16 protein-coding genes are annotated in these 22,329 nt (G+C 32.5%); 6 read left to right on the plus strand and 10 right to left on the minus strand.

Features of this window, described 5'->3' with window-relative positions:
- Positions 1–50: 50 nt before the first annotated feature.
- The 3 genes from Q0975_RS12640 to ychF all read right to left on the minus strand — a co-directional run bounded on the left by Q0975_RS12640 (position 51) and on the right by ychF (position 4,507).
- Positions 51–2,240, minus strand: coding sequence for a response regulator (locus tag Q0975_RS12640; protein ID WP_299437152.1), 2,190 nt, complete (start codon positions 2,238–2,240; stop codon positions 51–53).
- Positions 2,241–2,386: 146 nt separating this feature from the next.
- Complete coding sequence (locus Q0975_RS12645; protein WP_299437154.1) at positions 2,387–3,289, minus strand: DMT family transporter; 903 nt, start codon at positions 3,287–3,289, stop codon at positions 2,387–2,389.
- A gap of 123 nt (positions 3,290–3,412) precedes the next feature.
- Positions 3,413–4,507: a redox-regulated ATPase YchF gene (ychF, locus tag Q0975_RS12650; RefSeq protein ID WP_299437156.1), complete on the minus strand. Its 1,095-nt coding sequence runs from the start codon at positions 4,505–4,507 to the stop codon at positions 3,413–3,415.
- Between the two features lie 214 nt (positions 4,508–4,721).
- Here ychF and Q0975_RS12655 point away from each other — a divergent pair, with 214 nt between their 5' ends.
- Positions 4,722–5,273 (plus strand): hypothetical protein, encoded by a 552-nt coding sequence (locus Q0975_RS12655; protein WP_299437158.1) that lies wholly within the window; start codon positions 4,722–4,724, stop codon positions 5,271–5,273.
- Positions 5,274–5,375: 102 nt separating this feature from the next.
- Here the strand turns inward: Q0975_RS12655 and Q0975_RS12660 are convergent, their stop codons facing one another.
- Complete coding sequence (locus tag Q0975_RS12660) at positions 5,376–6,710, minus strand: RICIN domain-containing protein (RefSeq protein WP_299437160.1); 1,335 nt, start codon at positions 6,708–6,710, stop codon at positions 5,376–5,378.
- A gap of 299 nt (positions 6,711–7,009) precedes the next feature.
- Positions 7,010–8,998: a polysaccharide lyase family 7 protein gene (locus Q0975_RS12665; RefSeq protein ID WP_299437162.1), complete on the minus strand. Its 1,989-nt coding sequence runs from the start codon at positions 8,996–8,998 to the stop codon at positions 7,010–7,012.
- Positions 8,999–9,505: 507 nt separating this feature from the next.
- On the opposite strand from Q0975_RS12665, the gene Q0975_RS12670 reads away from it, so the two are divergent.
- Both Q0975_RS12670 and Q0975_RS12675 read left to right on the plus strand, forming a co-directional pair.
- The gene (locus Q0975_RS12670) at positions 9,506–12,391 is read left to right on the plus strand and encodes a TonB-dependent receptor (protein WP_299437164.1); all 2,886 of its coding nucleotides are present in this window, start codon (positions 9,506–9,508) and stop codon (positions 12,389–12,391) included.
- Positions 12,392–12,631: 240 nt separating this feature from the next.
- On the plus strand, positions 12,632–15,250 hold the full coding sequence (locus Q0975_RS12675; RefSeq protein ID WP_299437166.1) for a TonB-dependent receptor: 2,619 nt from the start codon (positions 12,632–12,634) through the stop codon (positions 15,248–15,250).
- Positions 15,251–15,339: 89 nt separating this feature from the next.
- Here the strand turns inward: Q0975_RS12675 and Q0975_RS12680 are convergent, their stop codons facing one another.
- The 5 genes from Q0975_RS12680 to Q0975_RS12700 all read right to left on the minus strand — a co-directional run bounded on the left by Q0975_RS12680 (position 15,340) and on the right by Q0975_RS12700 (position 18,982).
- Positions 15,340–16,158 (minus strand): alpha/beta fold hydrolase, encoded by an 819-nt coding sequence (locus tag Q0975_RS12680; protein WP_299437168.1) that lies wholly within the window; start codon positions 16,156–16,158, stop codon positions 15,340–15,342.
- Positions 16,145–17,020, minus strand: a complete 876-nt coding sequence (locus Q0975_RS12685) for an alpha/beta fold hydrolase (RefSeq protein WP_299437169.1) — start codon at positions 17,018–17,020, stop codon at positions 16,145–16,147. Before Q0975_RS12685 ends, Q0975_RS12680 begins: the two co-directional genes overlap by 14 nt.
- Positions 17,021–17,137: 117 nt before the next feature.
- Complete coding sequence (locus tag Q0975_RS12690) at positions 17,138–17,773, minus strand: outer membrane beta-barrel protein (protein ID WP_299437171.1); 636 nt, start codon at positions 17,771–17,773, stop codon at positions 17,138–17,140.
- 138 nt (positions 17,774–17,911) lie between these two features.
- The gene (locus Q0975_RS12695; RefSeq protein ID WP_299437173.1) at positions 17,912–18,544 is read right to left on the minus strand and encodes an outer membrane beta-barrel protein; all 633 of its coding nucleotides are present in this window, start codon (positions 18,542–18,544) and stop codon (positions 17,912–17,914) included.
- A gap of 87 nt (positions 18,545–18,631) precedes the next feature.
- On the minus strand, positions 18,632–18,982 hold the full coding sequence (locus Q0975_RS12700; protein WP_118456440.1) for a 4Fe-4S dicluster domain-containing protein: 351 nt from the start codon (positions 18,980–18,982) through the stop codon (positions 18,632–18,634).
- Positions 18,983–19,047: 65 nt separating this feature from the next.
- Between Q0975_RS12700 and Q0975_RS12705 the strand changes: the two genes are divergently transcribed.
- The 3 genes from Q0975_RS12705 (at position 19,048) to Q0975_RS12715 (ending at position 22,319) form a co-directional block, all read left to right on the plus strand.
- Complete coding sequence (locus tag Q0975_RS12705; RefSeq protein ID WP_299437232.1) at positions 19,048–20,109, plus strand: acyl-CoA reductase; 1,062 nt, start codon at positions 19,048–19,050, stop codon at positions 20,107–20,109.
- A 127-nt stretch (positions 20,110–20,236) separates the two neighbouring features.
- Complete coding sequence (gene serC, locus Q0975_RS12710) at positions 20,237–21,301, plus strand: 3-phosphoserine/phosphohydroxythreonine transaminase (protein ID WP_299437175.1); 1,065 nt, start codon at positions 20,237–20,239, stop codon at positions 21,299–21,301.
- A 67-nt stretch (positions 21,302–21,368) separates the two neighbouring features.
- Positions 21,369–22,319, plus strand: coding sequence for a D-2-hydroxyacid dehydrogenase (locus Q0975_RS12715; RefSeq protein ID WP_299437177.1), 951 nt, complete (start codon positions 21,369–21,371; stop codon positions 22,317–22,319).
- Positions 22,320–22,329: the final 10 nt, after the last annotated feature.

Raw genomic sequence — 22,329 nt, forward strand, 5'->3', positions numbered from 1 at the left:
TAAAATGGTGTCAGAAAAGCTTTTTTCTGACACCATTTTATTAAATTCAATTAAGGCAACAAATTTTTAGAAATGATATCTCTAAGGTCGTTTTTATTTAATGGTTTATTTATAATATCATTCATCCCAATTGCCAAACATTCTTCTTGTACCTCTCCTAATTCAGCTGCAGTAAGCGCTATAATAGGAGTTGTTTTATCAAACTCTCTTATTCTTTTTGTTGCTTCATTACCATTAAGATAAGGCATATTAAGGTCCATTAAGATTAAGTCAAAATCTTCCTTTTTCACCATTTGTATTGCATTAAAACCATTTTCTACTATAACGCAATCATACCCGATTAGGCCTAACAAATTTTTAGTTACTATTTGATTAATTTTATTATCCTCTGCCACCAAGATTCTTCTATACACATTGGTTGCTCCATTATTTCGCTCATTAACAGATTGCTCCTCTCCTTCTTCTAGGATTTCTAATTCTAGGTCAAAATAAAATTTTGCTCCTCTTCCTTCATTACTTTCTAAATATACCTTACTATCCATCATTTCCAAAAGATTTTTCACAATAGAAAGCCCGAGACCTGTACCTTCTATGGTATTAGACTCTCTATCTACTTGAGAAAACTTCTCAAAAACAAAGTCCTTTTTATCATCCGGAATACCTACTCCACTATCCTCCACCTCATACCGAATATGAATGGTATTATTTTCTTTCTTAAGAATTTTAATTCTCAACCATATTCTTCCATTTTCAGTAAATTTAGATGCATTACCAATAAGATTTATTAGAATTTCTGATAGTCTAAGTGAATCTACATTTAAAGAGCCAGGTAAGTCGTTAGGAACTTCCAAAACAAGCTCATTGTCTTTGCTTTTAGCTTGGTATTCAAATGAATTTAGTAAATTCTGTGATAGTTTAAATAGATTTGTAGGAGTTTTAGCTAGTCTTACTTTATTAGATTCTATTTTGCTAATCTGAAGGACATTGTTAATTAGGTTTAAAAGATAATCTCCAGAAAATTTTAATGAACCTAATAACTGTCTGTGTTTTTCTAACACATCATCATCCTCAAGTAATAAAGAAGTTATTCCAACAACTCCGTAAAGCGGAGTTCTCAATTCATGACTAACTGTGGATATGAATTGTGATTTTACTTGTGTAAGTTTTTCGGCTTCCGACTTTGCTTCAATAAGCTGTAAATTTTTATCTTTTAATACATCATTCAATTTTTTCTTTGATCTGTATCCTATATATAAGAAAAAGGCAGTAGCAAATAAAAATATCAAACCTGCAGCAGAAATTATATTAATAGTTCTGTTATTCTTTGCCATTTTAGCTTGATACTCCTGTTCCGTTTTAGCTACTTCTAATTCTCTTTTGTATTCATCTATATTAAAGCTAACTCTAGCGATTTCTATTTGTTTAAGTTTTTCTTTGTTATAAACTTTGTCTTTATATTCTTGATAGCGTTTAATATCTTTATAAGCTTTTTCTAAGTCTCCTTGTTTTTCATACATCTCTGCCCTTGCTTCATAAATAAAAGATAGCTCTAATAACATGTTATGTCTATCTGCTATCATAATAGATTCATCAAAAAACTCATTTGCTTCTGGATATTTATTCTGGCTTAAGGCAAGTCTTCCTTTAAGGTAATATACTTCACAATATCCCTCTATATCTTTATTTTCAACTACTAGCTTTCCTGCTTCTTCTATATATGGAATTGCCTCATCAAACTTCTTCGCATCAATATACGTCCACGCTAGATTAATTATTGGAGTCATGTATTCTTTGGAATTATTCAACAATTTCCCTAATTGGGTAGCTTTACCATAAAATTCTAATGAAGCCTCTAGATCCTTATAACCATCAGAATATACATTTCCTAACCCATTATTATTCCATAAAATTAGTAATGAATCATTTGCTTTTTCTGCATATTTTAATGATTTTCTAAAGTATTCTTCGGCGTTTTCATAATCTACAAGTGTTTGATAATTATACGCCATCAGATAATAGGCTTCAGATTTATAATGATCATTATCCAATTCGTGAGCATAATTTGCAGCCATAATTGCATATTCCAAAGACTCCTTTATTTTATAATCGAATGTCAAATTATTGGACGTATCTATCAGAGATTGCAAACTATCATTAATCGGGAATTTAGATTCTTGCTGACAATAAATCAGAAAAGGGATAGCGAATAAAAAATATGTGAATAGTAATATTTTCCTCAAAATATGTTGCTTTTAAACCGTTTAATATTTGCCATATGTAATGATATAAATCACCAATGAATACAATTAATCTTATACGTTAAGGTACTGAAAAAAACTAGAAAACATCTAATTTCTTATAGTTAACCTTAAATTTCACGAGTCAATTAATGGGAATTTTTATTCTTTTTTGTAATAGCATAGACACCTAAAATTACAATACCTGCTCCAATTATCTGAATCATAGATAAGCTTTCTCCTAAGAAGAAAAAAGCAAGTATTATAGTTGATATTGGCCCAAGGCTACCTACAATAGCAACATTAGAAGCTCCTAATCGTGAGATTGCCGAAGAAATAAGATAGGAAGGTATAATTGTAGAAAAAAGTGCCATAAGAATACTTAAAACATAAACTTCCGAAGCATAATGTGTTAAACTACCTCTGTCAAAAATTAAATATTGAATAATAATACATAAAGACGATACAATCATAGCATAAGAAGTAAAAACAATAACTCCAAACTTGGGTATTAACCAACCGCTTCCCACCAAATATGTTGCATAAGTGAGTGCGCTTAAAAAAATTAATGATACTCCAGAAATAAGACCTGGAGTATCCAGTTGAAGTTCTTGCCAAAAAGTAACTAGCACTCCTATATAAGTAATACATATAGCAACCAATTGCTGTTTTGATATTTTATTTCTTAAGAATATTCTAGAAATGATAAGTACTAAAGTTGGGTACACAAACAGTATTATTCGTTCTAATCCTGCCTTTATATATTGCAATCCAAGAAAATCAAAGTAACTGGCTAAATAATAACCTACAAAACCAAAAAATACAATCCACAAATAATCTATTTTTCCAATACTTTTTGGATTAGATGGTCTATTAAATATGGCAATAGCAAAATAAACAGGGAGAGAGAAAGACATCCTAAATAACAACAGATGCTCAGAACTTATATCGTACTTATAAGCCATCTTAACCATAACTGCTTTTCCTGAAAATAAAATTACTCCGACAATTGCTAATATAATTCCTAAGGAGACTTGTTTTGGTTTTTGCATTATATAAAATTAAAAGCAATATTTTCTAATCTTTTTCTCAATCAACAAAAATTACAATGCCCAACAAAAAACCTCTTAGAAAATTATCTAAGAGGTTTGCTATAAAAACAACTTCTATTTATATTATACGTTGAACAAGAAATGCATTACATCTCCATCACTTACTACATATCCTTTACCTTCTACTCCTAACTTTCCTGCTTCTTTTACTTTAGCTTCGCTACCATAAGATACATAATCATCGTACTTTATAACTTCTGCGCGTATAAATCCTTTTTCGAAATCTGTATGAATTACACCAGCCGCCTGAGGTGCTGTAGCTCCTATAGGAATTGTCCAAGCTCTCACCTCTTTTACTCCTGCTGTAAAATACGTTTGTTGATTTAACAACTTATAAGCAGCACGTATCAATACAGATGCTCCAGGCTCTTCTAATCCCATATCTTGAAGAAACATCTGTCTTTCTTCATAATCTTCTAATTCTGTAATATCAGCTTCGGTTCCTACTGCTAAAATAATAACTTCCGCATTTTCTGAAGCAACAGCTTCTTTAACTCTTTTTACATGATCATTTCCATTTACAGCTGCGTCCTCATCAACATTACAAACATACAAAACAGGCTTATCTGTAATAAACTGTAAAGGTTTTACAAACGTTAAATGATCATCATCAGAAACTTCAATTGCTCTAACTGATATTCCTGCCTCTAATCCTTCTTTTAATTTTAGTAATACTGCCTCTTCTTTCTGTGCTTCTTTATTACCAGTTTTTGCAGCACGTTTAATCTTATCAACCTTTTTTTCCAAAGTTTCCAGATCCTTTAACTGTAATTCTATATCAATAGTTTCTTTATCTCTAATTGGATCTATAGAACCATCAACGTGTACAATATTATCATTGTCAAAACAACGTAACACATGGATAATAGCATCCGTCTCTCTTATATTTCCTAAAAACTGATTCCCTAAACCTTCTCCTTTACTAGCTCCTTTTACCAATCCAGCAATGTCAACAATCTCTACAGTAGCTGGTAATACACGCTCAGGATTTACTAATTCTTCAAGTTTCTCTAATCTTGAATCTGGTACATTTACCACTCCAATATTAGGTTCAATTGTACAAAATGGGAAGTTAGCACTTTGCGCCTTCGCATTGGACAAACAATTAAAAAGTGTAGATTTTCCTACGTTCGGTAATCCAACTATTCCTGCTTTCATATTTTTGTTTATATAAGGGTAAAAACGATGTTTTTCCAAATTTTTGAGAGTGCAAAGATAACAGTATTAACACATAGTATACAAATACAAAGTAAAGAGATTATGATTGACAGTAAATTCATATAGTCAGGTATAATGAAAGCCGACTCAAATAATGATTTAATAACGATACGTTAGTTTTTTTGTAATTTTACAATACCAAATAAATAGACCAATGAAAACCTTAAAAAAATCAATTACAATCATGTTATTATTTTGTGCTTTTATAAACTATGCGCAATCGGAAGAAAAAAAAGAAGAAAAAGAAAAAGCTGAGGAAACGAAGGCTAAAGAAAATACTTCTGAAGAGGTAGTTACTAAAATAATTAGAATTAAAGGTGCTAACGGAGAAGAAAAAGTAATTAAACAACAACAGGTGATTACCAAAAAAAGTGAAGTAAAATTAAGTCCTGATGAAAAAGATGGCGAAACTAATAGAACTGCGGTATATACACCACAAAAGGTATCTGTCAAAAACTCTGGAACTACTTCTAATGAAAAATTATATAGCAGCATCCCTGATGGTACAGGCTATATGTTAACGCTTATTGATGAAAAAGGAGAAAAAATATCTAAAGCTAAACCTCTTTCTAATGGGTATTATTTAGTAAACATGGGATCAAAAGATAATTGTCTTGGACATTTTGATGAAGCCAAAAATTTAATTTTAGAAACCTATGACTCTGCAACTGACGCCGTTGTTATTCTTACTTATAAATTAAAATAATCAATAGTAAGTTTTAAGATTTAAAAAAATAGCCTGATGTATAGTATACATCAGGCTATTGTGGTAGTTAATCTATCTAAAATAAATTATAATCCTTTTAATCTAGTTTACACTCAGATCTTTAATCGCTACTTGTCCATATACATTAGAACTAGAATGGCTGCTGCTCGTTGATTGTAAATACGATCCTGCTTTGAAATAATTCTCATCTGCATCCCCGATATCAACCGAGGTAAACAATGTTCTTACTCTACTACCGCTATTATTTAATTCATACAATCTTACTACACTATTTCTCATCGTTAACTCAAAATAGTACTCAGTATCCATATTCATATTAAAATCGATAGTTCTTCCTTGACCTTCTATTTCTTCCGTTACATAGCCTAAAATTCTAAGGTCTACTCCACCCGAATTTTGTCCACTACTTCCTTGAACCTGTACACGAATAACATCATCATAAGTATCATTTCTTTCATGAATTTGACCGAAACATAGTTTCCCTGATGGTGGAAGGTCTTCTATTTTAAATCTCCATTTCATTGAGTGTTCCGTATTAGTAGTTCCATCCCAATAATTACTTCCTCCATTCACTAGTTCTCTTAACTCTGATCTCGGATTGGATGATCCTCCAGAAGTTGGGTTTCCTGGATAACATCTAAATGTTGCATACCCATTATTTTCAAAGAAGAAATGACTTTCATTTGTACTAGCATTATCTGCGTAATTCAATCCATTGTCATTACTACCTACGTTTAGATTACCACTAAAACCATTTAGTTTCCAACCGCTTCCAATAATACTTGCAGCAGTTCCTCCTGGTGGTGGAGGTGGCGGTGTCGTACCTCCTACTTCTGTAAAAAACCATCTGAATTTATCATTGCCATTCCATGAACGTGATTCTACATTTGCTCCATTAGAAGTACTTCCTCCTACAACTCCTATAGATTTTCCACTATCCCTAGATTTCAGCCTATAATATCCACTACCTACACTTATAATTTGCCATTCTTGATGGCTACTACCATTGTAAGATCTTGATTCAATATTAGCTCCATTGCTATTACTTCCATTCTTAACAGTAATTGACTTACCACTATCTATACCTTTAAGCCTAAAATAACCGTTACCAACACTAATAACTTGCCATTGTCTATGGGTACCACTGGCATTACCCCATTGTTGAATATTGGCTCCATTCGAATTACTTTTGTTTTGAACATCCATATGTAATCCACTTTTCTTATTTCGTAGATAATACGTTTTACCTGCAACTGGAGTTGCTTTTTGAAAGGTTTCTTCTTCAAAATTAGATTCTGTTGGTTCTACAAACTCTTCTGACTCACAGGATAGTGTAAGTATAAAGCTCAATAACAAGAACGTTTTGGTTAAGAAAGGAAGAGATATGCCTTTCCAATGGGTTACATGAGTTTTCATAATTGTTAATTTTGAATTATTCATAAGATTTGTGTTAAATGTTTGGTTACCCAATAAAACAATTGGTTAACCAATTTAGTTATGGCAATATTAATGATTTATTAACACAACTCAAACGTTTTCGTAAAATATTTTAAAATTAATTATCAGATTATTAGATATTTAACATTAATTTTAACTTAAACGAATTTCATAGATTTGATCAATTATCATATCCATAACAATGCTTACGAAATATAATTACAAAAAAGACCATCTTTTCAGACAGTCTTTTTGGAACTTTATAGCTATATTTTATTTTAATATGTTACATCTAATGTCATATCCTTAACTCTAACTTCTCCATAAGCACTAGGAGACTCATCAGAATATCCGCTTCCCTTACAATCTGATAAGAACATGGTAGATTGTGTATAACATCCTACTTTAAAATATCCAGTAGAATCTTCTGCGTCCCAATTCTCATCCCAAGCGGCTAGGTTTGGTCTACTCTCATTTACGATTACACAACGAATATTACCATTGTTAACTGTTACTGTAACTCTTAATTGTTCTCCTAAACTGTATGGAAGCACATTCTCCGCAGTATTATTCTCATTCATTACAACATGTAAACCTTCATCATCTGCTCTATATTCTACTCGTAATGGCTCATCTTGGGGACCATGTATTTGTACCATAGATACTTCTGGTTTTTCCACTGGTAAATGCGTAGCTCTAACTCGTACATCTAAATATTGATAATCATCCATACTCCAGTAGTTATCATTACCACCAGGAGTTTGTCTTAACTCTGATCTTGGATAGGAAGAACCACTTGTTGTTGCTCCACCACAATGCGCCTTAAAAACAACTTCATCTCCTTCTACATAAAAATAATCTGAATATGGAGAAGGAATAGCTCCTGTAATATCTCGTATCTCCTCTGCATTTCTATTCCTATCATTACAATCACTACCAGTCTTGCTATCGTTTGTACTATCATTTCCATCTTCATCAAGTGGGAATGTAATTTTCCATTTGTCTAGACTAGATAAAATATCTGACGGATTATTACCTCCTCCAGTATTACCTTGCGGAGTAGCCGTTATCGATTTACTAGAAGATGTATTTCCAGAATCATCCTTAGCTACCACAGTAAACGTATAAGCCGTACCATTTGTTAAACCACTTATTGTTTTATTTTCACCTGTAGCAGTTGTACTTCCACCTGCATACGTAATACTCACATTGCTAAAATCAGAATCATTAGGATTATCCCAACTTAAAGACACTGAACCGTTACCAGCACTTGCATTTAAATTAGAAACAGCTCCAGGAGGAGTTGTATCTCCTTGGTTGCCACCTACTCCATAAATTTCTGTTTCTATAATACTATTCCAACTATTACTAGAATTACCAAAACAAGATATTCTTACGTATCTCGCGTCTATACTATCAAAATTATAGGTCTCCAATCCTTCAGTAGTACCACTACTCCCATTTGTTTTTGCGTCATATACAGTACTTAGAGAAGATGTTGAATTACCCACTCTAATTTTAAAATATGCTCTTCTTTCATCGCCTTTAAACCAAGCAATTTTTAAACTTGATATTGTTTTTGAAACACCTAGATCATATGTGATGTACTTACCGGTATATCCATTTGATGACCATCTTGATTCTGTATTTTGAATTTCTCCATCTATTGTATTTTCCGGTTCATAACCAGTTTGATTTCCGTTGGCAGAGACACTTAATGGTATAATCTGACCTGATTCGGTAGGATCACCCGATTCAGAACTATCAAGCGTAAAATCATCAAAACGAACATCACCACTATCTCTAGTTCCTAAAATGGTTACTGACGATGAACTACCACTATTAAATGCCACAGTAATCTCTTCGTAGCTACTGGTATTAAAATCATTAATTTGACCACCTATAGAGAGTTTTCCATTTCCTTTAACCCAAGCCTTTAGAATATAATCGGTGTTTTGACTTACACTCACCATTTGCTCTACTTTTCCAGAAGAACTATTTACTTTTCCTGCTTTGGATCCAGAATGCTCATCACTAGATATTGAATAATTACTTGTACTTCCCCAATTTGCTTTTCCGGATTCGAATCCTGGGTTTTGAATTGGTACTGAAACTTTAATTTCAGAATCATCTTTTATCCCTTCTAAAATCTCATCTTCAATTTGCTCATTAGTGCAACTTATAGCTGAAAAAAATAGCAATAACAAGAAGATTGAAGTAACGGATAAAAAAGACAACTTACTTTTGACGGCTGGTAATTTTTTCATTTGTTAGTAATTTTTTTAAAATGTTAACGTTTTTCTCTTAAACTACCGATTTGATTAAATTGGGTGACCAATTTTTCAATATTACCACTTTTTTAACATTACTCAAACGTTTTCGTAAAAAAATTATCAAATATTTTTAATATTTATAAATCAACGGTGCTCAAAAAAGTGAATCCTAGACTACATAAAAACCATAACCGAATACAAGAAAAATCCTACAAACATTAGGATTCCAGCAATTAGAGGGAATTATATTTCCCATTGAATCTAAAATTTATAGAACAATTCATTAGATCACAAAAAATATCAGTTTTAATGATTAAAATCATAAAAAAACCAATAAAACAAGGAAGAAATCTTATCAAAGCTGTTTTAGAAAAGTGCAAAAAACGTCAAGTAGCGCTTTTATGTAATTAAAAAACTCTGTAATAAATAACTCAAGTAATATTCCTTTAACATATTAATGAATATATTTAAGCATTAAACCAATTTAAATATATTCAAAAAATGAAAAAATTCACACTCATCTTATTTGGGTTTTACGCAAGTATGTGTTTCTCTCAGCAAACTGTAACCGGTACTGTCACCGATTCTGAAGGTACTCCTTTACCCGGTGTAAATATTGTTGAAAAGGGCACCAGTAATGGTGCTACTACAGATTTTAATGGTGCTTATAGCATTGAAGTCAGCCCAGATGGGACTTTGGTATTCAGTTATGTGGGGATCGGAACCCAAGAAGTTGCTGTAAATTCTCAATCAATTATTAATGTATCTCTTTCTGGAGGTGCGCAATTAGAAGAAATTATTTTAGTAGGTTCTAGAGCATTACCAAGAAGTAATACTACATCCTCCCTTCCAGTGGATGTTTTACCTGCTAAAGAATTGGCTTCTACTGGTCAAATAACATTTGACAAGGCATTACAATATAAAATACCTTCTTTTAATACAGTTCAGACTCCTGTTAATGATGCCACATCATTATTAGACCCATATGAAATTCGAAATATGGGACCTAGTAGAACCTTAATATTAATTAATGGGAAGCGTAAGAATCTAAGTGCTCTATTATATACTCAAACTTCTCCAGGAAGAGGGGAAACGGGTTCCGATATTTCGGCAATACCAACAGACGCTATTAAAAGAGTAGAAATATTGAGAGATGGAGCATCTGCCCAATATGGATCTGATGCTATTGCAGGAGTAATGAACATTATCCTTAAAGATTCTTACAATGATGGTTCTGCAACGTTGCGAACTGGTATTACATCCGAAGGTGATGGAGAGACTATTGGAATTAGTGTTAATAATGGAGCTTCTATTGGAGAAGACAAAGGTTTTTTTAATTATACGGTGGATTTTTCCAAAGTTAGTTTAGCTAATCGTCCAGGAACAGTAGATGCAGATGGAGAGTTTGCAGATTTTGGAGGGCCAAGGATTGGAGAAAGATTAGAAGATATAACTAGTTTCTTGTCCAGAAGCCCTGATGCAGGTAATATTAATGGTTCACCAGAGACAGCTGCTGCAAAATTTTTAGTAAATGGAGGATATGATATCAGTGAAAATACAGAAGTTTATATAAACGCAGCCTATGTATATAAGAAAGTAAATAGTTTTGCTAATTATAGAACTCCATATTGGAGAGACATTCAGGATTTTCAATATTTAGGTAATTTCTTTCCTGGTGCCAACCCATTAACAACGGGAGTTGATTTCACGGATCCCAATGGAAATACATTCAATGGTAATGGATATGACGGATATGTACCTACTTTTGAAGGAGACCTAAATGATTATAATGCAACTATTGGGTTTAAAACTAAAAAGAATGGATGGAATTATGATTTGAGTTTTACAACTGGAGGTAACTCACAGGACTATACAGTAAATAACTCGCACAATCGTAATTCTGTTTTCGTACCAGGTTTTGATGATGCTAATGAAAACGGTGTTCCGGATCCTGGAGAAGAGTTTCTTCCTATTGAATTATATAGAGAAAATAGTCCTGTATCTTTTGATCCTGGAGGCACAAAGTTTTCGCATAACGTTGGAAATATAGACATTGCTAAATTAGTCTCTGATCAAATAAGCATTGGTTTTGGAGCAGAATTCAGGTCAGAAATTTTTGAAATTACAGAAGGTGATCTTGCTTCTTATGATGGTGGTGGTGCCGATTCATTCGCAGGAAACAGGCCAGAAAATTCAGGTAAATTTAACCGTTATAACTTTGGAGGTTATTTTGATGTCTCTGCTGATATAACGGAAGATTTTTTAATAAATGGAACCGTTCGACTAGAAGACTATAGTGATTTTGGAGAAGCTTTTGTTTGGAAATTAAGTTCTCGATATAAATTTTTAGAGGATAAGCTTACAGTAAGAGCTTCTGTATCTACAGGATTCAGAGCTCCTACATTACATCAAATCTATACTCAAAAAGCGCAGTTTAGTTTTGTGCCAGGACAAGGTATTCAGGTTGGTGGTTTGATAAACAATGTTTCTCCACAAGCAAGATTATTAGAAATTCCGCAACTAGATGCAGAAAAATCTACAAACATAACGGTAGGTATTGGTACTAAAATAAATTCAAACATAAACTTTACAATCGACTACTATAATATTGCTGTAGAGGATAGAATAGTTTTAAGTACAGAAATTGGCGCAACGGCTGCAGGAAACACCCCTTTGGATCAGGTGCTACAGGATAATAATTTATCGGATGTAAGTTTCTTTGTAAATGCCATCGATACCAGAACCTCTGGAATTGATGTAGTTGCTAATTATAAAAATGTAAATATTGGTCCAGGGAAACTGAATATTAGTTTGTCTGGTAATTACACCATTCAAAACAAAAGAGATGGTGCAGTTAATAATCCATCTATAGTAGCACAAGCGGGTCAATCTGTTGTCAATGATACACAGGAAGCATTATTTTTCACTTCCAGGCCAGAATACAAAGCTATTTTGGGAGCAAATTATGATATTGGTAAATTTAATTTCTCACTAAATAATACCTTGTTTGGTCCGACTAAATTCAGAAATCAAGGTTTACAAGATTTAGAATCTTTAGTTGGTGGTAATCCCGCTGATAGTGATGGAGGATCAGATTTAGGAGTTGAATTTATGACTAAAGTAGTAACCGATCTTGCTATTAACTATAATGCAACAGATAAAATAACAATTGCATTAAATGTTAATAATATTTTGGATGTATTACCTGAGTGGGAGTTTAAATCACTAACTCCAACGGGAGATGCTGTTCTTAATGACCCTGCAGCAGAAAAGACAGCTTTCAATCTTATAACATTCAATGGACGATATTCGCAAATGTCATATGACGGATATCATTTTAGTCAATTAGGAACTATGTTTAATTTATCATTAAACTATAAGTTCTGATCAGACAATAGCTCAAAGAGAGAATCTTAGCTATAAAAAGCGTATTCATTAATTCGATTCTAAAACCCTCAAAGACATATTTCTTTGAGGGTTTTTGTTTTTAAAAATATCATTATTCAAACATAACCAACTGATTACTAACAATTAGTTTACAACTTTCCCAAAATTATCATAGGATTTTAAGCTAAATAGTGCGCTTTTAGATATCTTTAATTTCATAAAACCAATACATATAATTATATGAAAAAACTCACACTCATTTTATTTAGCTTAATCACAAGTTTAGGATTTAGCCAGAAAATTGTTACCGGTACCGTAACCGATAGTTCTGGATTACCTGTACCTTATGTTAATATTGCTGAAAAAGGATCAAATAAAGGTACTACAACTGATGATGATGGAAAATATACCATTGCCGTAGATGAAAACGCTGTCTTAGTATTTAGTTTTGTAGGTTTTCAGACTCAAGAAATTACTGTCGGTGCTCAGGACAAAATTGATGTTGTTCTTTTAGAAGGAGAAGCTTTAAGTACTATCATTGTTGTAGGATCCAGAAGTCCTAAACGTACCGCTACAGATACACCCGTTGCTGTTGATATCATTGATATGCAAGATATCATTACTAAAAGTGGTAAAATAGAAATTAACGAGCTATTACAGTACTCTGCTCCTTCTTTTAACGCCAATAAGCAATCTGGTTCTGATGGTGCCGATCACATTGACCCAGCTAGTTTAAGAGGTCTAGGGCCTGATCAGACACTTGTTTTAATCAATGGTAAAAGAAGGCATAGTTCCTCGCTTATTAATATTTTTGGTACCAGAGGACGTGGAAATTCGGGAACTGACCTTAATACCATTCCTGCAACTTCTATCAAAAGAATTGAAATTTTAAGAGATGGTGCTGCTGCACAGTATGGATCTGATGCAATTGCAGGTGTTATAAACATTGTTCTTAAAGATAATATAGACAAACTTAGTGGTAGCATAAGTTATGGTGCTTATAATACAAATGCCAAAGGAGATTTTCCTGATGGAACTCCAAATACTGATGGAAATCGTTTGGATACGGAAAATGATGGAAACAGAATAGCTGATGATAAAAGCTTTGATGGAGGTTCTGTAAAAGTTACTGCCAATTATGGCGTTGGCATTGGTGAAAAAGGATATATCAATTTTACTACAGAGTATTTAAGTAAGAATAAAACATTAAGACCTGGATATAGTTTTAGGAGAGGTTTTGGTGAAGCAGCAATAGATGGATTTAATTTCTTTGCCAATGCAAGTATTCCTTTGTCAGATAAGACAGAGTTATACGCTTTTGGAGGTAGAAATTATCGGGATACAGATGCTTTTGCATTTACTCGTAACGATGGTGAACGTGTTGTTACTGAAATTTATCCTAATGGTTTTACTCCTAGAATTACCTCTAATATTATTGACAACTCAATTTCTGCTGGAGTTAGAACAGAAACAGACAGTGGCTGGAAAATTGATCTAAGTAATACTTGGGGAAAGAACAATTTCCATTACTTCATCGAAGGTACACTAAATGCCTCTTTAGAAGAGAATTCTCCTACGGAATTCGATGCAGGAGGGCACAGTTTAAGTCAAAACACCATTAATTTAGACTTCTCAAAGTATTATCCCAAAATAACGAAAGGTTTGAACCTTGCGTTCGGAGCAGAATATAGAACTGAAAACTTTATCATATTTGCTGGAGAAGAAGGATCTTATGCTACTTATGATGTAAACGGATTAGCAATTACAAACCCTGCGACACAAACACAACCTATAGATACTGATAGCGGTCAACTAAGGCCTGGTGGATCACAAGGGTTTCCAGGATATAGTCCTGCAAATGAAGTAGATCGATCTAGGTCTAATTTATCACTATATGCTGATGCAGAATTAGACATTACAGATGCATTTCTATTAGCGGGAGCTGCAAGGTTTGAAAACTATAGTGATTTTGGAAGTACCATTAATGGAAAATTAGCATTTAGAATAAAGGCTTCTGAGAATATTAATATTAGAGGTTCTGTAAGTTCAGGATTTAGAGCTCCATCTTTAGCACAAATCTATTATAACCTAAGATTTACAGATTTTCAAGGTGGTGTAGCTACAGAAACATTATTATCTCCAAACAACAGTCCTGTAACTGCTTCTTTTGGGATTGATCGATTAAAAGAAGAAACCTCACTAAATGGATCTCTAGGAGTTACGGCTAAACTAGGTAGTTTTTCTGCCACTGTAGATGGATATTATATCGATATTAAAGATCGTATTGTGCTTACGGGAACTTTTGAAGCTACAGAAATTGATAATGTTAATGAAGCTCAATTTTTTGCCAATGGTGTTGATACAGAAACCTTAGGATTAGATCTGGTTCTTTCATGGAAAGGAAATTATGATTTCGGAACATTATCTGCTTTGTTAGCTGGAAATGTTAATAATATGTATATCACTGGAGTCAATACAGATTTGGATTCGGATATATTCTTTGGTAAAAGAGAGCAAGCGTTCTTGCTTGCATCTGCGCCTAGAAGCAAGTTTGCTTTAAACCTGAATTATAATACTGATAAATTTAATGCAGGACTTGGTCTTACAAGGTTTAGTGATATTACCTTAGTCGATTTTACGGATTCTGAAGATGAATATGGCGCAAAAATCACAGCTGATCTTACGGTAGGTTACAAATTATCTGATCAACTGAAATTAACCATTGGTGGTAACAATATTACCAATGAATATCCTGATCAACAAAATGACGGAGAAACTGAAGCTGGTGGATATTGGGATTCTGTTCAAATGGGATTCGGTGGTGCATTTTATTATGCTAGATTAGATTTTAGCTTCTAAACAAATTTACTGTCACATCGAGCAAAATAGAAATGTATTAGCTTATTAATCAAAGATAACTACCTCTCGATTTTGCTCGATGTGATATTTTAACTTCCATTAGAATTATTATCCAACTCCTTATCAATTGTTTCTAAATATTCTTCAAAATTAACTAAGTCATTATGTGAACCTCCTTCAACAGTGATCATTCTTTTTTTTGATGAAGGTATGCTATTAAACAATTTTTCACCAGATGTATATGGCACTACTCCATCATCAGTACCGTGATAAATTGTTATATCACATTTTACACGCTGTATAAATTCATTAGAATTGAACTTAAACTTCAAAATATTTTTTACAGGAAAAATAGGCAACCAATGAGAGGTAACATCTTCCATAGAATTATACGGTGTTTCTAAGATTAGATTACGTGGTTTATTTAAAGAAGCAATTTTTGTAGCAATACCTGTTCCCAAAGACCTACCATATAATATTATCTGATCCTCAGTATATTTTTTTAAAACATACTCATAAAATAATTGAGCATCATCATATAATAATTCCTCTTCTGTTATACTACCAGAACTCTTGCCATAACTCCTGTAATCCATCACTACAACATCATATTCTTTTTTTGCAAAAAAAGTTGCTATTTCTCCCCATCTGGAAAGGCTTCCCTTGTTTCCATGAAAATACAGAATTACACCTTTTGGATGTTTGTTTTTAAAATGAATAGCATTCAATTGTTCACCATCCCCCGTTTTCACAAAAAACTCTTCAAAAGGATGATCAAATTGAAATGTGTGATCTAAAGAGAGCTTTTTTGGCTGAAAAATAATTTTATGCTGAAATAAATATAATAAACCTATCCCCATAAGATATATGATAAATGTCCATTTTAGAACTTTTTTAAGCTTGGACATTTACCTTTTTTTCAGCATGTCTTACACCAATACTTGTATTAGAAAGGTTGATTTTTTTCATTTTGGAATTAATAATCTCTCCGAGCATCTTATGATAGGATTCAAAATTATTAAGATTTTTATGCCCTCCACCAATGACTGTATACAATCGGGTAAGCTTGGGCTTAATTTTTGACAATTTAATACTAGATTTAAAAGGAATTAATTTATCCTGTGTTCCATGAATGATATGTATAGGACAATTTACATATTTTAACCACTTATAAGTAGGTATTGGATATCTCATAATCAAAGAAACTGGCATAAAAGGGATAAACTTACCCGCTACCTTACTTAAGCTATAATAAGGAGCATCGAGGATTAACATTTTAGGATTATTAATAGATGCTAACTTAGTTGCGAAACCTGATCCCATAGATCTTCCATATAAAATAATATACTTCTCCTCTACTTTTTCCTTCAATTTATTATATACAAATTGAAGATCTCTTTTTATAGCTTTAAAAGAGCGTCTGCCAGTACTTTTACCAAATCCACGATAATCCAACATACATACATCATATCCATGTCTGGTAAAATCAACTGCAAACTTACCCCAACCTTTTATACTCTTAGAATTTCCTTTAAGATAAAGAACAACACCTTTAGGGTTTTCGACCTTAAAATGAAGGCCATTAATTGTAGCTCCATCTCTAGTTTCTAAATTATACTCCTCTACAACTTGGTTGTTATAATGAAATTCAAAATCCTTATCTAACTTTTCTGGCTTAAAAATAAAATACTCTTGCAAATAGTATAAAGCAACACTCGCTATTATATAAAACGCAAGAATAAGAATTGCTATGTATCCCCAATTTGGCATATTAATATTCTTTTAGATATACTTGTAAGTAACTAATTTACAAAAAATTAAACTTAGTTCCATAAAAAAATCCTGCCGAAGCAGGATCTTTACATTACTTTTATATACCAATCTATTTTATCGTCTGGCATCATATATTCTAAAACGAACACCTACTCGTGCATAAATATCAAAAAATTTACTATCTACATCAACTAAATTATCTGTGAAATCATTCATAGCGCCAACTTCCAGCATAATATCAAACATTTCTCCAATCATCTGAGAAAAACCAGCACCATACACTCCTCCAATTACTAATTGCTCATATTGATCAGATTCTAAATCAACACCACCGAATTCTACACTGGTATTTAATCTAAAAGAAGGCCCAACATTAATAAAAGGTCTAAAACGGTCCTTTCCTCTACCAAACAAATATCTAAATTTAGGATTAAATCCAACTTGTAATACTTTAACCTCAGTTCCTTCAGTACTAAAAACAGGATCTCCAGGAGTAAAAACAGTTGGAAAAAAATCTATCTCACTATTTCTTTGTAAAACTTCAACAGAAAAAACAATACTTGTTTTAGCCCGAACTCCCATAACATAGCCATACCCAGCGTTAAAAAAGAAACCTGTTCCATACTCTGAATCCACATCTTCAAAACTTAATTTAGAAAACGCAGCTCCACCTGTTACTTCCCAGCGATATTGTCCATAAGAAGTGATTGAGATTGTCGCCAATAAAATAAAAAATAGTGTTTTTTTCATAATTTCATGTTTAGATTTGAGGTTAAATTCTAGGCGAAAATACTAAAATTTAAAAAACAGTTATAAAAGCTGTACTAAAATTTTAATTTCTCAATACCATATAAATTAAGTAATGTTTAATTCTAAAATTAAAACATACTAAAAACTATAACTCACACCAGTACGAATATAATAATCAAAAAACTTACCATCATCATTACCCTCTAAAGAGTGAAAATTGGAAAAATTATCCTGAAAATCGTTCATTAAACCAGCTTCAAATAATACTCCAAATTTATCACTTAAAGACCAATTGAATCCTACATTATAAACTCCACCAACGATAAACTCATTGTAACCTTCTTCATCAATATCAAAACCGCTATCTGTAGCCTCAAAATTATATCTCAGCGTTGGACCAACACCTGCAAAGGGTCTAAAACTATTTTCTTTACTACTAAAAAAATATCTGATTTTAGGTGAAAAACCAAATTGCATAAAACGAATACTAGATTCACCAAATACACCTAGGTTAGAATTTAATGCCAATTTCGAATTTCTTTTTAAAAATTCAACAGAAGCTACCAAAGCAATCTTTTTCTTTTCACCGAACTCATATTGATATCCAAGGTTGATAAAGATACTACTGCCTGAATTGGTTTCAGAAAACACCCTATCATCTTCAAGTTTTAATTTCGAAATTGTTATCCCTGATGTTAGTTCAATACTATGTTGTGCTACTATTGTACTTGCTGCAAAACAAATAAAAAATAATATAAACGTAAATCTCATATTTTTTGGGTTAATTAGAAAACTAAAATTCATCAAAAAACCCATCTAAACAGACAGGTTTTTATTAAGTAACTAAAAATTAATTTGTTATTCTTTATGCATAAAAGCTTGTTTCTGTAATAAAAACTCTTCGGTTTCTACAACATCCTCATCCGGAACACAGCAATCTACAGGACATACAGCTGCACACTGAGGTTCTTCATGAAAGCCTTTACACTCTGTACATTTATCAGGTACTATATAATAAATCTCATCACTTACGGGTTCCTGAGCTTCTTCCGAATTAATGGCTTTGCCACCAGGAAGCACAACATCTCCTTCTAAATCCGTACCATCTGCATATCTCCAGTCATCTGCACCTTCATAAATTGCGGTATTCGGACATTCTGGTTCACAAGCACCACAGTTTATACATTCGTCCGTTATTATAATTGCCATAGCTTTTTTTATTCTAAATTTGCATCACAAAAATAACCCGTAAACTAGTGATAAACAAATTAGAAATGGTATTAAATGATCGAATAGTAGCTTTTTCCGAATTAGGTAAGTTCTTAAGTCAATTCAAAAATACTGGTTATGAGAAGATTAGCGACATACAGCGTCAAGGAGATTTTTTTGATGGAATGATTCAAAAAATAGAATCTGCTAAACATTATAATGGTTGGTTTACCGAAGAAAACATCGTATTTTCTTTATCACAATGGAGTAAGACACTTACTAAACCTAATTTAGAACAATGGTTGTCTAATTACTCCTTAGATACTCTAAAAACTAAAACAATCGGAATCATCATGGCTGGTAATATTCCTTTAGTGGGATTTCATGATTTTATTTCGGTACTAATAAGTGGTCATAATGTTTTGGTAAAACAATCTTCAAATGATAATCAATTGCTTCCATATCTAGCATCATATCTAATTGCAATAGAACCTAGGTTTAAAAAACGTATTTCTTTTACTACAGAAAGATTCACTGATTTTGATGCCATCATTGCTACAGGAAGTAATAATACAGCTCGTTATTTTGAACATTACTTTGGAAATAAACCTAATATTATACGTAAGAACAGAAATTCTGTAGCTGTATTAACCGGAAACGAATCTAAAGAACAACTAGCTGCATTAGGAGAAGATATATTTAGATATTATGGTCTAGGTTGCAGAAGTGTTTCTAAACTTATGGTACCAAAAGGGTATGATTTCGATTTATTTTTTAAATCGATTTATACCTATAATGATATCATTAATGGCGCTAAATATGCCAATAATTATGATTACAATAAGGCGGTATATTTAATGAGTAGTTTTAAGTTATTAGAAAATGGTTTCTTAATGCTAAAAGAAGATTCAAGTTATGGTTCTCCAATAGCTACGTTGTTTTATGAAACATACGAATCTAAACAGGAATTACTACAAAAACTCGAAATTGATAAAGAAGCTATACAATGCATAGTAGGTGACAATTTTTCTGAAGACAGCATTGATTTTGGAACTACACAACACCCTTCTCTATCGGATTACGCAGATAATGTTGATGTTATTGAATTTTTAACAAAAATTCAATAAATAATTTATCATTTTGACAATGATTTTGTTTTAGATTATTAGCACCTTTGTGGTGTTTTTTCTTACTGGTTTAAGGAGCCAGAAAATAACGAAAAAAGTAATTAATATAAAACAATAAAAACTACTGATGAAAAAGCACAACTTTAGCGCAGGACCTTGTATTTTACCACAAGAAGTATTCAAAGAAGCATCCCAGGCTGTATTAAATTTTAACGACTCTGGGCTATCCATTTTGGAGATTTCACATCGTAGTAAAGATTTTGTAGATGTAATGGACGAAGCTCGCAGTTTAGCTTTAGAATTACTGGGCTTAGAGGGTAAAGGATATAAAGTACTTTTTCTTCAAGGTGGAGCAAGTACACAATTTTTAATGACTGCGTATAATTTATTGCAATCAAAAGCAGGATATATTAATACCGGTAGTTGGAGTGATAAAGCTCTTAAAGAAGCTAAATTTTTTGGAGAGGTTGTAGAAGTAGCATCTTCTAAAGATGCAAACTATAATTATATTCCTAAAGGATATGATGTTCCTGAGGGTTTAGATTATCTACATTGCACAAGTAACAATACTATTTTTGGTACGCAAATCAAAGATTTCCCAACCACCAATGCACCTCTCGTATGTGATATGAGTAGCGATATATTCTCTAGGCAATTAGATTTCTCAAAATTTAGTTTGATCTATGCTGGAGCGCAAAAAAATATGGGGCCAGCTGGAACTACATTAGTGGTTATAAAAGAAGATATCCTTGGAAAAATAGAAAGACAAATTCCATCGATGTTAGATTACAAAGTACATATTAGTAAGAGCAGTATGTTCAATACTCCTCCTGTATTTGCTGTTTATACCTCTATGTTAACCTTGAGATGGTTGAAAAAACTAGGTGGAATTGCGGCGATTGAAGAACAAAACGAGAAAAAAGCAAACCTTATCTATTCTGAAATAGAACTGAACCCTCTTTTCAAAGGATTTGCTGCTAAAGAAGATAGATCAATGATGAATGCTACTTTTTCTTTACTAGATGAAGATCTTAAAGAAACCTTTGATGCAATGTGGACAGAAGCTGGTATTAGTGGCGTAAATGGACATAGAAGTGTAGGAGGATATAGAGCAAGCATGTACAACGCTATGACGATAGAAGATGTTGCTGCTTTGGTAGATGTAATGAGTGATTTAGAACGAAAAGCTTAGTTAACCAACCGATTAAATTAAAAACTAAAAATTCTGAAATAAGAATTTAAAAAATCAAACCTTTAAAATGAAAGTATTAGCAAACGACGGAGTATCTCAAAGCGGTATCGATGCCTTGGAAAAAGCTGGATTCGAAGTGCAAACTACAACAGTTGCTCAGGATCAGTTAGTAGATTATATTAATGAAAATGAAATCAATGTATTATTAGTTCGTAGTGCTACTAAAGTAAGAACTGATATCATTGACAACTGTAGTTCTTTAAAAATTATAGGACGTGGTGGTGTTGGTATGGACAATATTGATGTTGCTTATGCTCGTGAAAAAGGATTGCACGTTATCAATACCCCTGCTGCATCTTCTGGATCTGTAGCAGAATTAGTTTTTGCTCATTTATATGGTAGTGTTCGTTTTCTTCATGATGCCAATAGAAATATGCCATTAGAAGGAGATAGTAAATTCAAGAACCTAAAAAAAGCATATGCTGGTGGAACTGAATTAAGAGGAAAAACACTTGGTGTAATAGGAATTGGTCGTATTGGTCAAGCTACTGCTAAAATTGCAATTGGTGCTGGTATGAATGTTATTGCATTCGATCCTTATATTGAAGAAGTAGATATTCCACTAGAATTTTTTGATGGGCAATCATTAAACTTCAAAATTAAAACCGTTTCTAAAGAAGAAGTTTTAAAACAAGCTGATTTCTTTACATTACATGTTCCTGCACAAAAAGAATATGTTATAGGAAAAGCTGAAATTGAACAAATGAAAGATGGTGCTGGATTAATTAATGCAGCTCGTGGTGGTGTTATCGATGAAGTAGCATTGGTAGAAGCTTTAGAGAGCGGAAAATTAGAATTTGCTGGTTTAGATGTATTCGAAAATGAGCCAAACCCGGCAATCAAAGTATTGATGAATAACAAAATATCATTAACACCTCATATTGGTGCTGCAACTGGAGAAGCTCAAGATAGAATTGGCCAGGAATTAGCAGATCAGATTATCACCATACTTAAATAATTATAAGTAT

The sequence above is a fragment of the uncultured Aquimarina sp. genome (genome assembly GCF_947500065.1).
Classification (GTDB): domain Bacteria; phylum Bacteroidota; class Bacteroidia; order Flavobacteriales; family Flavobacteriaceae; genus Aquimarina.